The 14657-nt window shown below is 56.5% G+C and carries 12 protein-coding genes; 4 read left to right on the plus strand and 8 right to left on the minus strand.

The genetic code is table 11. The features are described 5' to 3' along the window. The first annotated feature begins 48 nt into the window (after window positions 1–48). The 4 genes from AC2IBB_RS28740 to AC2IBB_RS28755 all read left to right on the plus strand — a co-directional run bounded on the left by AC2IBB_RS28740 (window position 49) and on the right by AC2IBB_RS28755 (window position 6531). Window positions 49–2007, plus strand: a complete 1959-nt coding sequence (locus AC2IBB_RS28740) for a methyl-accepting chemotaxis protein (protein WP_486330106.1) — start codon at window positions 49–51, stop codon at window positions 2005–2007. Between the two features lie 132 nt (window positions 2008–2139). Next, entirely contained in the window at window positions 2140–5604 is a 3465-nt protein-coding gene (locus AC2IBB_RS28745) for a hybrid sensor histidine kinase/response regulator (RefSeq protein ID WP_486330107.1), read from the plus strand. Then, the gene (locus AC2IBB_RS28750) at window positions 5601–6086 is read left to right on the plus strand and encodes a hypothetical protein (RefSeq protein WP_011399542.1); all 486 of its coding nucleotides are present in this window, start codon (window positions 5601–5603) and stop codon (window positions 6084–6086) included. The genes AC2IBB_RS28745 and AC2IBB_RS28750 overlap by 4 nt, the downstream gene beginning before the upstream one ends. After that, window positions 6040–6531: a hypothetical protein gene (locus tag AC2IBB_RS28755; protein ID WP_486330108.1), complete on the plus strand. Its 492-nt coding sequence runs from the start codon at window positions 6040–6042 to the stop codon at window positions 6529–6531. Before AC2IBB_RS28750 ends, AC2IBB_RS28755 begins: the two co-directional genes overlap by 47 nt. Before the next feature lie 75 nt (window positions 6532–6606). On the opposite strand, the gene AC2IBB_RS28760 is transcribed toward AC2IBB_RS28755, so the two are convergent. The 8 genes from AC2IBB_RS28760 to rodA form a co-directional block, all read right to left on the minus strand. After that, window positions 6607–8025: an ABC1 kinase family protein gene (locus AC2IBB_RS28760; RefSeq protein ID WP_486330109.1), complete on the minus strand. Its 1419-nt coding sequence runs from the start codon at window positions 8023–8025 to the stop codon at window positions 6607–6609. Window positions 8026–8059: 34 nt separating this feature from the next. Beyond that, on the minus strand, window positions 8060–9058 hold the full coding sequence (lipA, locus tag AC2IBB_RS28765; protein ID WP_486330110.1) for a lipoyl synthase: 999 nt from the start codon (window positions 9056–9058) through the stop codon (window positions 8060–8062). Continuing rightward, complete coding sequence (gene lipB / locus AC2IBB_RS28770) at window positions 9051–9710, minus strand: lipoyl(octanoyl) transferase LipB (RefSeq protein ID WP_486334004.1); 660 nt, start codon at window positions 9708–9710, stop codon at window positions 9051–9053. Before lipB ends, lipA begins: the two co-directional genes overlap by 8 nt. A 36-nt stretch (window positions 9711–9746) precedes the next feature. Further along, a complete protein-coding gene (locus tag AC2IBB_RS28775) occupies window positions 9747–10022 on the minus strand; it encodes an HP0495 family protein (protein ID WP_486330111.1) in 276 nt (91 codons plus the stop codon). 139 nt (window positions 10023–10161) lie between these two features. Beyond that, window positions 10162–11322 (minus strand): D-alanyl-D-alanine carboxypeptidase family protein, encoded by a 1161-nt coding sequence (locus tag AC2IBB_RS28780; protein WP_486330112.1) that lies wholly within the window; start codon window positions 11320–11322, stop codon window positions 10162–10164. 141 nt (window positions 11323–11463) lie between these two features. Then, window positions 11464–12360, minus strand: coding sequence for a septal ring lytic transglycosylase RlpA family protein (locus tag AC2IBB_RS28785; protein WP_486330113.1), 897 nt, complete (start codon window positions 12358–12360; stop codon window positions 11464–11466). After that, window positions 12314–13372, minus strand: a complete 1059-nt coding sequence (gene mltB, locus AC2IBB_RS28790) for a lytic murein transglycosylase B (RefSeq protein ID WP_486330114.1) — start codon at window positions 13370–13372, stop codon at window positions 12314–12316. Before mltB ends, AC2IBB_RS28785 begins: the two co-directional genes overlap by 47 nt. Before the next feature lie 49 nt (window positions 13373–13421). Beyond that, a complete protein-coding gene (gene rodA / locus AC2IBB_RS28795) occupies window positions 13422–14573 on the minus strand; it encodes a rod shape-determining protein RodA (protein ID WP_486334005.1) in 1152 nt (383 codons plus the stop codon). Window positions 14574–14657: the final 84 nt, after the last annotated feature.

Raw genomic sequence — 14657 nt, forward strand, 5'->3', positions numbered from 1 at the left:
CGGCATGAAGCAACGGGTTATACAGGCTCGATAAGCAGGAGCATTATCATGAAATTGAACCGCACTTTTTCTCTCAGTAAACTCAGCGTCGGACAACGACTGCTGTCACAGACCCTGGTCATGGCGTTAACGCTTGTGATCATCGGATCTCTGGCCTTCTTCGCACTGACCTATGCAAGAAACTCATCCGAGAAATTGCATAATCAGGTCAACGAAACTTCCCGCCTGACTCACTTGATCAACACCCTGCAGGAAGGCATGGTGGACACCATCAACAGTCTGAACACGGGCGTTGTCACCTGGGCCGACGCGGACGCCAAACTGGCGGTGGCCCGTCAGCAGTTTGAAGCGGACTGGAAATCCTTGAGCGCCTCCAATTCAGCTCAGGGCGATCAGCAGTCAGGCTTCGTCGATATGCAGAAATCCGTCTCCGGCGTGTTCTCCGCCTTCGATCAGTTCAAGGCGATGGGCGGCAACCAGTCCCGCGCCGACCTGGAACTGTTCCTGTTGAACGACTTGTCTGAGTTCATCGGACCCTTCAACGATGCTTCCACCGCTTACGCAGACCAATTGACCCAACAAGCGCAGGTTGCGTTTGAAACCTCTGAAGGCGTATTGAACAACGCCCTGATCGCAGGCTCCATCATCATCCTGTTAAGCCTCGGCGGCGCTGTCGGCCTGTCGCAATACATCCGTCGCTCCATTCTGCGTCCGGTCAACGTCATCACTGAAACGGTGGGCAAGGTCAAACAAGGCGACTCCGAAGCCCGCACCGCACTCACCGGAACCGACGAGCTGGTCACGCTGGGCCAGGCCCTCGACCAGCTGTTAAACGAAAAAGTGGCGACTCTGATCCGCATCGAGAGAGAGAACGAAGTGCTCAACAACTCGGTAATCGAACTGCTGGAAGGCACCTCCAAACTCAGCGATCGCGATCTCACCACCAAACTGACCGTACGGGAAGACATCACCGGGCCGGTTGCGGACGCCTTGAACCTGGTCACCAAGGAAACCTCAGAAGCGTTGGGCAGAATCCGTTACGTCAGTAACCTGGTCAGCGGCTCCAGCGTCATGGTGGATGAGCAGACCCGCAAGGTTGTCGGCGTCGCCGACCAAGAGCGGAAACTGATTGAACAGACAATCCAGAAACTGGATGCCGTCGCCAAGCACATGGCGCAAATCGCCAAGTGGTGTCAGTCCTGTAACCAGATCGCGCAAAGCGCCTCTTCTTCCACTGACAAAGCCTATGAGGCGGTAGGAAACACCGTCGAGAGTATGGACGAAATCCGCGATTCCATCAGCGAAACGGAAAAACGCATCAAGCGTCTGTCAGAACGTTCTTTGGAGATCAGCGGCATCATCGACATCATCAACAGCATTGCGGAACGCACACACGTACTGGCCCTGAACGCCAGTATGCAGGCGGCGGCGGCTGGTGAAGCCGGTCGCGGGTTTGCGGTGGTTGCGGACGAGGTTCAGCGTCTGGCGGAAAGCTCTCGTAACGCCACATCACAGATCAGCAGCTTGATCCGCAACATTCAGACCGAAACGGCGGACGCGGTGGATACCATGAACAACAGTATCACCCAGGTGGTCAACGGTTCCAAACGCGCCACCCAGGCTGGTTCACAGATGCAGGAAACTCAGAAGACCACTCGCGAACTGGTAACAGCGGTAGAGAAGATCGCGCAGAACTCTCTGGCCCAGGCCAAAGAAACCCAAAGCGTGTGCCAACAAGCCGGCGAAATCGAAGCCAGCACCCGCGTCACCGACATGGAGCTGAAACGTCAGTCCCTGCACACAGAGAGACTGCGTACAGCATCAGGCGTACTGCAGCAAACAGTGGAACTGTTCACCTTGCCGGCTTCCGTATCCACCAATATCCGGATACCGGAACTGTCTACGGAGTCGCTGGAAACCAACGCCTCCACGCCAAGCAAGCTGATGATCCCCAGCGCGGGCGCTCCGGCGAAAGAAGAGCCGGGACGCCTCAAGCAGGCCAGCTGAGAGATAAGAAGATTGCGGTCGGCGTTATTCACAGAATGCGCCGACCGTCAGGAAAAGGTTGCTGTTTAAACCTGATGTTTGGCGCGCTCTACCCAGGGCGCCCGCAACCACTAACCAGGATGGATTCCGTCTATGCACAAGCAAGACCCTGTTTCACCCACCGTCGAACTCATTCGCGCTTTTACTGCGGAACTGGAGGATGTGGCGGCGACGCAACGGACCGTCGATGCGGAATTAGTCTTCGCCGCTCTGGAAAACGTCAATGACGCATTGGAGATGGCGACTATGCCGGAATTACAGGCGCGCCTGCAGCGTCTGTACGCCAATATCGCCAGCGACGGCCCCAAAGATCCGCAAAGCAATGAAACCATGCCGAACTTCCCTGTTGAGGCGAAAAAGGTCTGGTCTATCATCGACTGGCTGCACAGACTGGAAACCCTGGCGGAAGAGCAAATAGTACAGCAAGCGCAGCAAAACGCCGCCGATCCCGAAAGTTGGAATGACTACGCTGCGCCGCAGCCGGCTGAAGCCGTTGCGGACGCAGCTGCGACCATGGACGCCATCCCCTCGATGGAAGTCTCGGAGACGGAGTCAGACGACGCGGATGAACTGGTGGCGGAAGTTTATGAAGAAGATTTCGCTGAAATAGAGACCGAACTCAGCGCAGGCCTGCCAGCGATGGATGTGACGGAAGCCGCCGAGGACGAGCCGAATGAGCCGGAAGCGACTTTCGACTTTTCCAGCTTTACCCCTCCCGCGGACCTCCCCGAGCAACACCAGGAAATCCTCGCCTCGCTGTGGGAGGAAACCGTCGCCCTTCTACCTGAATTCAGCAAGCAGGCGGCCAAAATGCAGGATTCGGTCAAAGCCCGCCACTGTTATTGCGAACTGCTGCAAACCCTGGGCGAAACCTGCGCCTATCTGGGCCTGTCCGGCTTGCAGTTGTTATTCGATATGGTGGCGATTCGACTGCAGTCCATCGACCAGATAGACCCTGAGCTGGCGGACATTCTGGAGCAGTGGCCAGCGCTGCTGCATGAATACCTGCAAAGCGGCGCGTCAGAAGAAAGCTGTCTGTGCCTGATGCAGTTTATTGACGCCACCACCTGGGGCGAACGTCTGGACGAAGAGACGCAGCAAGCCATTCTGGAGAATCTGGTGGACTTCCAGCTCAGCGACGATGAGTTTATGGAAGATGCCGCGGAAGAAGTCGTGTTAAGTCCGGAAGATATCTCACTGGTTCCCGCCGATGGCGCCAATCAGGAAGTATTCCAGGCGTTCCTGCTGGACTCGCCCAACCATACCCATGCTCTGTTCCACGCCCTGTCTTCTCTGCATGGCGATCTGGCGGACAAGAAAGCCTTCCTGCAGCAGGCCCAGCGCGCCAGTCACACGCTGAAAGGCGCCGCTAACCTGATCGGCATCAAAGGGGTCGCCAACATCAGCCACGCCATGGAGGAGATTTTTGAAGCTCTGGCGGACGGCAAGGCGGAGTGGAGCGTAGAGATGAAAGACATGCTGCTCAGCGCTGCGGATTGCGTCAGCAGCATGATCGACCACCTGCTGGGGCGGGATCAACCGCCGGAAGACGCCCTTCCCCTGCTCAACGCTCTGATGCACTGGCGTTCTCCAGAGAAAGCTGAAGCCGCCTGGGCGGCGATGCAGGAGCATAACGCCATAGCTGACGTCCCCGCCCCGTCAGCCGACATAAAAGTGATTGCGCCGCCTTCCCGTGACGACGCCGCAGCGCCAGCTCCGGCAGCGTCCGTACAGGAAGAAAGCTCAACCGCGCCCGCGCAGCAGCAGTTTACAGCGCCGCAGGATAATGCCGGTCTGGAGCAACTGTTGCAGTTGGCGGAGGAAATGAGCATCAACACCGTACAGGCTCAGGAGCTGTACAAACGGGTGCAGGTCACGGGTTTTGACCTGAAAGGCCACGACACCCGCCTGAACGAAACACGCCTGGAGCTGGAAGGCCTCATCGACAGCCGCAGCATGGCGCGCAAACTGCGCCCTGACAGCGAGCACGCGCAAGACCTCGATCCGCTGGAAATGGACCGCTACGACGATATGCATCGTTGTTCTCACCAGTTGTTCGAGGCGATCGCCGACGTCCGCGAGCTGAATCAGAAATTACAGGATCAGCTGGCGATGATGGATGCGCTGATGCGTCAACAACATCGCCACATCGACACCTTGCAGCATCAATTGCTGTCGCGCCAACGGGTCGCCGCGCAAGTGCTGAGCGGCCGCCTGCAGCGCTGCGTGCGCCAGGCCTGTCGCGCCGCCGGCAAACTGGCGGATCTGGTCATCGTTGGCGAAGACATTCAGGTCGACCGGGAGCTGGTGGAGAAACTGGCTGACCCGCTGATGCACCTGATGCGCAACGCGGTCGACCACGGCATAGAAGATGAACAAAGCCGCCTGAGCGCCGGTAAATCCGGACAAGGCCTGATCAGCCTGAACTACCGTCAGGACGGACGCTTTCTGGAGATCAGTCTGAGCGATGACGGCCGCGGCCTTAACTTCGACAGCATCTACGAAAAGGCCAAACAACGCGGCCTGTTGCCTGCCGATGGCGGACGCCCGGACAATCAATCCCTGGCGCAGCTGGTCTGGCTCCCCGGCTTCAGCACCAAAGACAAAGCCACTCAGTTGTCCGGTCGCGGCATTGGCATGGACGCGGTGCGCAGCCAGGTTGAACTGCTCGGCGGCACGGTACGCTTCAGCTTTGATGGTGAAGGCGGCTGCCGGCTGCTGATACGGGTTCCAGTGAAAGAAATCACCCAGTACATGTTGCTGGTGCTGGTGGGCGCGCAACGCTTCGCCCTGCCCACCGCCGTACTGAAGCAAATTCTACCGACTCACTCCGGGGAACTGGAAGAAGTGGCCGGCAAGCCCTACCTGGAGTATGACGGACAGCTTTACCCTTATATCGATCTGGCCCAACGTCTTTATGGTCAACCCGCCCCCGAAGGCGCCGGCAAGCCGGTAGTGATCGCCGAACTCAACGAACACACAGTAGCTATCGCCGTGGACATGCTGCTCACCGGAGAACAACTGGTGGTGCGGGCGCCCGGCAAGCTGATTCCCGGTCTGCGCGGCGTATTCGGCCTGACAATCCTGGGCGACGGATCGCTGGTGCCGGTGCTGAACCTGTCGGATCTGCTGCAGCAGAATCAATCCAAACAGGCTTATCAAACCGCTCATATCATGACAGAGAGCCAGGTTGACTCTCCGAAAATTCTGGTCGTGGACGATTCCCTCAGCGTCCGCAGCACCCTCAAGCAACTGCTGCAGGATTGCGGGTTTGAAGTCGTCACCGCCAGCGATGGCCTCGACGCCGTCGAGAAACTGCGGCACATCACTCCCAACCTGTTGTTGGTGGATATGGAAATGCCGCGCATGGACGGACTGGAGTTGACCCGACACCTGCGTCAGCAGCAGGACTGGGCCAACATGCCTGTGGTTATGCTGACCTCACGCAGCCACGAAAAACATCGTAGTCTGGCCCACAAGGCCGGGGTGACGGCTTACGCCACGAAACCCTACAACGACAACGAGCTCATGGATACCATCAGGGAGTTGCTGACATGATTGGAGAAAAGTCGAGCTTAACCGCGTATTACTCATTGGTCGTCGCGGGCAGGACCTTGTACCTGCCCGCCAGCGACATTCTCTATCTGGCGGGAAAGGAAGAAGTGCTGGATATAGAACACATTCCATGTATCCGTTTTAACGGGGAGCTGTATCCCGTCTACGGATTTCGCGAAGGGTTCATTCCCCAGCCCGGGCTGCAAGGCGGCGATTCCCGCGCTGCTCTGATATGCAGCCCCGAGTCCGGGGCCGAACCGGCGTTGGCGCTGTCCTGTCGCGCTATCTACAAGCTGCGCGCCAACCACCGACCGCGCCGTCTGCCGGACTTTATGGTCGGCTCCAGTCCGATCGAAGGCGTCTTACGACACAATACAGGCTGGGAGTGCTACACCAGCGCACATCAACTGATCGAATACTTTGAGAAGGCTCTACGTTATGAACTCCCCCAATTCCAGTTTCAAAATGTTCGTTTGGTTAGCTGACGCCGGCGAGCGTCAGAGCATTGCTTTTGTCGCCGAAACGCTCTGCGAATACCTGCAGGACGTGGCGGTGCAGGATTTGCCCACTTCCGCCCCGAGCTGCTCGCATGTGGTGGAATGGATGGGGCACGTGGTGCCGGTGTTTCGTCTGCGTCCTGGCAATAGCGCCGAACACGTCAATGTGGTGGTGTTGCGCGCCTCCGCCAACCAGGACAACGGCTACATCGCGCTGGAAACTCGCAACGCCCCAGTGAAAGTGGAGATCTCCGACGATCAGTTTGAGACTTTTGACGCCAATGAGCGCCCACTATGGCGGGAAGCACTTATCTCCGGCTTTGTCCACGATGGCCAATCAGTTCCCATCGTGCACCCGGACTTACTCTGCGCCAAAGGTTTCGTCAGCGCCGCAAATTCCTACTTTATTAAGCATTTGCGTCTAACGGCGTGACCCCCTTCCCGGCTCCCGCGTCCTATTTTCAGGGTGGGCGACGCGGGGGCCTTTTTTACGCCCCGAAGCCAGGATTTATACGCCTTGGGCGGCAGTGTGGGGATAGAGGTAACGTTCCAGTATGGCGCACCCGTTGAACTCCGCATCCAGCACCGAGACAAAGGTGTAAACGCCGACCAGCTTACGATTGAGGAAGACAAACTCTTTCGGAGGAATCTGAAAATAACGGTTAATCGCCGATTTGGCGGCTCGTTTGGCGATTCGAGTCGGCAGGTCGCTGCGCCGCCAGCAGTATTCGTTGTCCGCGTTCAAGGCGAAGTCGGGGACATCCTCGGCGTCCGCCGCCAACGGCTCCAGCACCGCCATGCAGACTTTGCCGAATTCATCAAGCACGCTGGCCGGCCAGTCACGGCGCATGAAACGCAGTTTCACCGCCCCCTCAATCACCTGCTCCAGCTCGCCCTCGTAGGAAGCGCGAATCATATCGCACACTGGGCGGATAAAAGAGTCCGGGTATTTCTGCACCGCGCCGAAGTCCAGCAGAACAACACGATCAGGCTCCCCTGGATTCGCCCCCAGACGGATGCGGTAGTTGCCGAAGTTGGGGTCGGTCTGCAGCTCTCCCCACACAAACAGCTCGCGGAAGAATAACTCCAATGCCGCCTGCGCCAAATGGTTGCGCCGCGTCAGAGGCAGCTCCTGCACCTGCGCATGAGTCACGCCCAGGCCCGGCTCGTAGGAGGTCGCCATGACATGGGAAGTGGAGTATTCAGGGAAAACCTCGGGAACCACAAAGCGCTCGTCGTCTTTGAGCATTTCTCCGAAGCGGCGGGTGGTTTCCAATTCAAGACTGTAATTCACTTCCCGGTGCATCATGACGCGAACTTCTTCCAGCCACTCGTCGAAATCCGGCCCGAACGACACCATGCGCGCGACTTTCAACAGGCGAGCGACAGAATCCAGGTCAGAATCCACCGCCTCAGCAACGCCAGGATATTGAATCTTAAGACAAAGCTCCCGGCCATCGGACTTACGTCGCGCCCGGTGCACCTGCCCAAGAGAGGCGGCGCCGATAGGTTCATGCTGGATATCCAGCTCTTTTAGCTTATCCGCGCCCAGTTCCTGAAGCAGGACCTGATGAATTTTGGTCCATCCCAGAGCTGTCGTACGATCTTCCAGCGTATGCAGGGCTTCGGTTACTTCCACGGGCAGGAAGTGCTCGCCATAGAGCGCCATAACCTGGCCGATTTTAACGACGCTGCCTTTGAGCTGTCCCAGTTCCTCCACCAGATACTGAGCCTGGCGGGACAATGCCTCACGGCGACTTTCCTCACGCTTTTCGCGAGATTTGAACAGGTTGGCGGCCATATTGCCCGCCAACCGAGATCCCGCGACCAATCCAGCCCGCGTCAGGCTGAGGCGTCGTTCAAAGCTTCCTGTCTTGATACGGTCAACCTCCCGGGCATTGTTTTTGGCGCTTGGTTTATCACTCATGCCGCATTCAGTGTTCCTTTCAAAAAGCCCAGCGTCAGGAGATGTTCTCGCCAGCGGCCTGTTTGTCCGCGTGATAGGAAGATCTCACCAACGGTCCGCTCGCTACCTGTTTGAAGCCGATTTCGTAGCCATAATCCGCCAGCTCCTTGAACTCATCCGGGTGCACGAAGCGAACGACTGGCAAGTGGTCTTTGGAAGGCGCCAGGTATTGACCCAAGGTCAGCATATCCGTGTTGTGCGCGCGTAAGTCTCTCATGACCTGCTTCACTTCTTCGATCTCTTCGCCAATCCCCAGCATCAGGCCGGATTTGGTCGGCACATCCGGCGCAGCTTCTTTAAAACGCTTCAGCAACAGTAAAGACCATGCGTAATCAGCGCCGGGGCGAGCCTGTTTGTACAAACGAGGCACCGTCTCCAGGTTATGATTGAACACATCTGGCGGCGACTCGCGCAGTATATCCAGCGCCACATCCATACGACCGCGGAAGTCAGGCACCAGAACTTCGATTTTCAGATTAGGGCTGTATTTACGGGATTCGCTGATGCACTTGGCGAAATGCCCTGCGCCGCCATCACGCAAGTCGTCACGGTCCACCGAGGTGATAACCACGTACTTCAGATTCATTTCAGCGATCGCCTGCGCCAGATGCGTAGGTTCATTTTCGTCAAGGGCGTTCGGGCGTCCATGAGCTACGTCGCAGAACGGACAACGACGGGTGCAGATATCGCCCATGATCATGAATGTCGCGGTGCCGTGGCTGAAGCATTCACTCAGGTTGGGGCAGGACGCTTCTTCACAAACTGAATGCAGATTCAGTTTACGCAGTTTTTGCTTAATGGCTTCCACACTAGGGGAAGAGGACAGGCGCACCCGTATCCAGTCTGGCTTTCTGGGCACGGCGTCAGTCGCGATAATCTTGACGGGATTGCGGGATACTTTGTCGTAACCGCGCAGCTTGACGCCCTGCTCCACCCGCTTGACCGCCGCTTTCGGCGCCTCAGCCTGAGAACCTTGTACGTTGGTTTCACTCATCTCCGGGTAACCCTCTCTGCTCTACAACTGATTGGAAGCCCGCTGCGCGGACAAATTGGCTCAGCCACGCATCGGCGACTGATGCCCAGCTCACATCCGGTACGAACTCTTTTATCTGCGCCATTCGCAACCCCTGATATCCACAGGGGTTGATGCGCAAGAAAGGCTCCAGATCCATATCCACATTTAAAGCCAGACCATGGAACGAGGAACCGCGTCGAATTCTTAACCCCAGGGACGCAATCTTGGCGTCTCCCACATACACGCCGGGCGCATCCTTGCGGGCATGGGCTTCTATACCATATCCCGCCAGCGTACCCACAAGCGTGTTTTCGATCATTGTCACCAGATCACGGGCGCCCATTTTGAGACGCCGCAGATCCAAAAGTAAATACACCATTAGTTGGCCGGGGCCGTGATAGGTCACTTGGCCGCCGCGATCCACCTGCACGACAGGGATATCGCCCGGGAACAAAACATGCTCGGCGTCGCCGGCCTGCCCTTGGGTAAATACAGGTTCATGCTGCAACAGCCAGACTTCATCCGTCGTTTCAGCATCGCGCTGTTGAGTGAAATTCTGCATGGCCCGCCAGACCGGCTCATAAGGCATCAGGTCAAAGCGACGTACATACAATGTCTGCGTTGTCGGCATAGCCCCCGTCTCGACAGTTTCCTGCTGCGTCACAACCTACAACACCATTTGCACGGAACTGTGCGCTTTCAACGCCAGGAACAGACGACGGATGTGCTCCTCGCTCTGAGCCTGGATGCTGAAACGCAATGAAAGATATTTACCGTTGCGACTGTCGAGCACATCAATCGAAGACGCGTCGAACTCCGGCGCATGGGCGCGTACGATTGACGCCACGGTTTCCTGAAAGTCGGGACCTGCCACGCCGATAACTTTCAGCGGGTAGTCACAGGGGAATTCAATTTTGGGAGCCTCTTTTTGGCTATCGGTCATGAGAGCACCTTCAACAGCAACCAAGACAAACCGCCTGGGTTAAAAATGAACAAAACCTCTGGTCGCTACGCGGCCAGAGGTCTGCTTATTATACGCTTTTATGGGGCGTTTTGGCTCGCCCCCTGTCCCGCGTTTACGCCTATTCAAATAATCCCATAAAGAACAGAACGATAGCGTGCCAGATACGCTTGAAGAAGCCTGCTTCCTCAACCGCCTGAAGCGCCACCACTGGCTTTTCCAGCAGCAGCTCGCCATTGAGCTTAACAGTTAGTTTGCCAAGCTCCGCGCCGACTTCGATTGGCGCCTTGATCACTTTATCGATATCAACTGTGGCTTCCAGCGCGTCTTTCTTGCCGCGAGGAATAGTCACCACAATTTCCTTGCTCAGACCCAGTGAAACAGTATCGTCGGAGCCGGCCCAAATATCGCTGTCCACCAGCTTCTGGCCAGCGGAGTATAGCTTATGGGTTTCAAAATAACGGAAACCGTAGTTCAACAGCTTCAACGTTTCGCGAGCGCGCGCTTCTTCGCTCTTGGTTCCCATCACCACGCTGATCAGACGCATGCCGTCACGCACAGCGGATGACACCAGACAGTAACCCGCCTCTTCCGTGTGCCCGGTTTTCAGGCCGTCAACGGATTTGTCGCGCCACAACAGCAGATTGCGGTTCGGCTGACGGATATTGTTATAGGTGAAGTACTTTTCGGAGTAGATAGAGTACTGATGGGGATAGTCATTGATGATCGCTTTCGCCAGTTTCGCCAGATCATGCGCGGAGGAAAAGTGATTCTCAGACGGCAGGCCTGTCGCGTTTTCAAAGTTGGTGTTGCTCATGCCCAGACGCTGCGCATGCTGGTTCATCATTGAGGCGAAAGCGTCTTCGCTGCCAGCGAGGAATTCCGCAACGGCGACGCTGGCGTCATTGCCGGACTGAATAACAATGCCCTTGATCAGGTCGCCCAGGCGAACGCTGGTGCCTTCGCGCACAAACATTTTAGAACCGCCGGTTTTCCAGGCCTTTACGCTGATCGGCGCTTCATCATCAAAGCTGACGTTGCCCTGGCCCACCTCATAATCCAGCACGTAGGACGTCATCATCTTGGTCAGGCTGGCGGGGGGAAGGCGTTTCTCAGAATCTTTCTCTACGATAATAGCGCCACTTTCGGCGTCCATAAGAATATAGGAGGAGGCTGCGATTTGCGGCGCTGAAGGAATCAAGGAGACTTGGTCCGCCCAGGCTGCGCCGACGGCCCAGCACAGGAAAAATGCAATATAAACTCGCATCCTTGGTAATGACATGGTTGGTTCTCTGGCTTTTACTTGGATTTGTGTGCGTGCTAGGTCGCGGTTTTGCTGCAGAATAGTAACGGAAAGCCGGGGTTAATTCACCCCGAACTGAAACTCTGTCGCATTAACTTGCGGTAACCCGTAACGCAGCGGTTATATGCTGGGATTATTCAACGCCCGCTTAATCAGCAAGGTTTCCGGGTAGGCCGCGCGCTGCAGAATATCCAGAAAACGAGTGGCTTCCTCCTCTTTGACGAAGGGGCCGACTCTTACCCGAAAGACCGAACCTGTGTCCGGCTTACTGACAAAGACCGGCGCATCCAGCAGTGAGCTGATGTGGTTGCGAACTTTGATCGCCCCCAATTCCGTGCTGAACGCCCCCACCTGTAAAAAATACCCCTGCGCCGAACCTGAAGGGGCTGGCGCTGGCGTCGCAGCCGCCGTCACAACTGGTTTAGAAGTCGCCGCGTGCGCTACCTGGGCGGGCGTCGTGGCTTCCGTCACCACTTCCACTCTCACGCGAGCGGTGCCCTTCTTGTCGTAGTCCAGCTTTTTCGCCGCTGCGTAGGATAAATCAATCAATCTGCCGCCATGGAACGGGCCGCGATCATTCACCCGCACGATAACGCTGCGACCATTTTCCAGATTGGTCACACGCACATAGGTCGGCAAAGGCAGGCTTTTATGAGCGGCGGTGTAGTCATACATGTTATATGTCTCGCCGTTGGAGGTTTTATAGCCGTGAAACTTGGTCCCATACCAGGAGGCTACGCCCTCTTCCACGTAGCCATCGCTAGTGTTCATCACGTAGTAGGTTTTGCCCCAAACGGAATAAGGACTTTTGTTACCGCCCCGGCTACGCGGCTCTTTTCGGGGAGTCGGCTCTTTCACGTGGCTCAAGTCCACATCGCCGTCGGGACCACGGTCATGTTGAATATGATAACGGGAGGGCGGCGTGGTCGAGCACCCCGCCGCCAGCAGGATCATCAACAACGTCAGGACGTTAAATCCCAGTCGCGTCCGCTGGTTCGTCCGTATTGCTCGAATCATCGTTTCGTATCGCCTCACTGAGTTGGAACACCGCCATGGCGTATAAATCGCTGTGGTTATAGCGGGTTATGACATAAAAATTCTGTAGTCCCAGCCAATATTCCTTGCCCGACTCCGCCTCCAGCGCCATCAGTCTGGCGCGAGCCTTATCATCCAGTGATTCGGGCGCGGGCACACCCGCCTTTCTTAACTTACCCACGCTATGCGCCGGTTTTTGCTTTTTCGGCAACAAAGATGCGGCTGGCGCTTTCTGCATTTCCACAGGAAAGGCCACGCCCTCGCCCTGACGCCAGCCATGTCTCGCCAGATAGTTAGCGACGCTGCCGATGGCGTCTGTTTTGTCCGCCAGAATATCAGCAATCTTATCGTCATTAAAATCAATGGCGTAGCTGCGGTAACTGCTGGGAATAAACTGCCCGTACCCCATTGCCCCGGCGTAAGAGCCGGTTAACGACGCGACATCAAAGCCCTGTTCCCGCCCCAGCAACAGATAGTGCTCCAGCTCGCTGCGAAAGAACTTACTGCGCGGCGGATAGTCAAACGCCAGCGTGGATAGTGCGTCGATAACACGATAGCGCCCCTTATGGCGGCCGTACAAGGTTTCCACGCCGATAATCGCTGTAATTACCTGGGCGGGGACGCCATAGTCGGCTTCCGCCCGGGTCAACGCATCCTTGTTCTCCAGCATAAATTCCTTGCCGCCTGCGATGCGCTGATCGGTAAGAAATATACGGCGGTAATCCTTCCATTCCAGCACTTTCTCCGCCGGACGCTTCATGGCGTCAATAATGTCCTGCTTCTTTTCGGCGCTGGCGAAAATCTGTTGTAGTTGCGATGTATCAAAGCCGTGTTTGGTCGCCATATTGGCGATAAACTTTTTCGCTTCCGGGTGTCCGTCGTAAGCAGCGCTTTCCTCCGCCGCATAGGCCCCGGCGGCGCCCAGTGCGCTGCATAACAATAACGCCAAGGCTGATTTTTTCACTCTTTGCGGAATGTCATTCCAAACTTGCATATATCCCCTTCGTCTCCGAGGTCCGAATAAACAGGTTTACCTCTTGAGTTTATCTGGACAGCATTTTCTTATGAGTATGAATCGACATCAGGATGCCGAACGACGCCATCAGTGTGAGCACGGAGGTGCCTCCATAACTCACCAGCGGCAAAGGCACGCCCACAACAGGCAGAATACCGCTCACCATGCCCATGTTGACGAAAACATATACGAAAAACGTCATGATCAGCGAACCCGCCAACAGACGGGAAAAGGTATCCTGACCGTTAGCGGCGATATACAGTCCCCGACCGATAATCATCATGTACAGCGTAAGAATACAGGCGACGCCGATATAGCCAAACTCTTCCGCCAGCACCGCTATAATAAAGTCGGTATGGCTTTCCGGCAGGAAGTCGAGGTGCGATTGAGTGCCTTCCAGCCAGCCTTTGCCCCCAAAACCGCCAGAACCTATCGCCGTTTTGGACTGAATGATGTTCCACCCGGTGCGTAAGGGGTCCGACTCAGGGTCGAGGAATGTCAGCACCCGCTGTTTCTGATAATCGTGCATGACAAAAAACCACATCGCCGGCGCCAGCGCCGCAACGCCCGCCAGACAGCCAATGATCCAGCGTAACCCCAGGCCAGCGAACAACAGAACGAAAACGCCGGACGCAGCGATCAAGATGGCCGTTCCCAAGTCAGGCTGTTTTGCAATCAAGGCCGCGGGCGCAAAGATAATGATCAACGCGCCAAAGATATGCTTGAAAGACGGCGGCAAAATACGGTCTGACAGGTACCATGCCACCATCATCGGCACCGCCAGCTTCATGAACTCCGAGGGTTGCACGCGTACGTTTACGCCTGGAATTTTCAACCAGCGCTGAGCGCCCTTGGCGTCGCTGCCGAATACCAGCACCGCCACCAAGCCGGCCAAACCAAGGAAAAACACCCACGGAGCCCAACGCCTGAACACCTGCGGATCAAACCTCGCCAGCACCAGCATCAGGGCGGAAGCGATGCCGAAGTGAATGCCTTGTCTGGCCACATCGGACATACTTTTTTCACTGCCGCTATACAGCACGAATAACCCGCCAAACACCAGAAGCAACAGCAAACTGAACAGCGGAAGGTCAATGTGAAGAATACTGGCGAGCGTGCGGGGCCGGCTGAAATGCGCCTCGCCACCGGGTAACTGCCTTACGAAATCGCTGCTTTTCATATGCCCAATATTAATCTGCGTCACCCGACGCTAGCCGGGGCGGATGTTTATAGTCGTCGCTACGGAGACGGCCCCTACCATCAA

It is taken from the genome of Hahella sp. NS-SX17 (assembly GCF_057367735.1).

Coding starts and splice junctions, on each gene's coding strand:
- AC2IBB_RS28740 (WP_486330106.1), top strand. CDS start 49: ATGAAATTGAACCGCACTTTTTCTCTCAGTAAACTCAGCGTCGGACAA.
- AC2IBB_RS28745 (WP_486330107.1), top strand. CDS start 2,140: ATGCACAAGCAAGACCCTGTTTCACCCACCGTCGAACTCATTCGCGCT.
- AC2IBB_RS28750 (WP_011399542.1), top strand. CDS start 5,601: ATGATTGGAGAAAAGTCGAGCTTAACCGCGTATTACTCATTGGTCGTC.
- AC2IBB_RS28755 (WP_486330108.1), top strand. CDS start 6,040: ATGAACTCCCCCAATTCCAGTTTCAAAATGTTCGTTTGGTTAGCTGAC.
- AC2IBB_RS28760 (WP_486330109.1), bottom strand. CDS start 8,025: ATGAGTGATAAACCAAGCGCCAAAAACAATGCCCGGGAGGTTGACCGT.
- lipA (WP_486330110.1), bottom strand. CDS start 9,058: ATGAGTGAAACCAACGTACAAGGTTCTCAGGCTGAGGCGCCGAAAGCG.
- lipB (WP_486334004.1), bottom strand. CDS start 9,710: ATGCCGACAACGCAGACATTGTATGTACGTCGCTTTGACCTGATGCCT.
- AC2IBB_RS28775 (WP_486330111.1), bottom strand. CDS start 10,022: ATGACCGATAGCCAAAAAGAGGCTCCCAAAATTGAATTCCCCTGTGAC.
- AC2IBB_RS28780 (WP_486330112.1), bottom strand. CDS start 11,322: ATGTCATTACCAAGGATGCGAGTTTATATTGCATTTTTCCTGTGCTGG.
- AC2IBB_RS28785 (WP_486330113.1), bottom strand. CDS start 12,360: ATGATTCGAGCAATACGGACGAACCAGCGGACGCGACTGGGATTTAAC.
- mltB (WP_486330114.1), bottom strand. CDS start 13,372: ATGCAAGTTTGGAATGACATTCCGCAAAGAGTGAAAAAATCAGCCTTG.
- rodA (WP_486334005.1), bottom strand. CDS start 14,573: ATGAAAAGCAGCGATTTCGTAAGGCAGTTACCCGGTGGCGAGGCGCAT.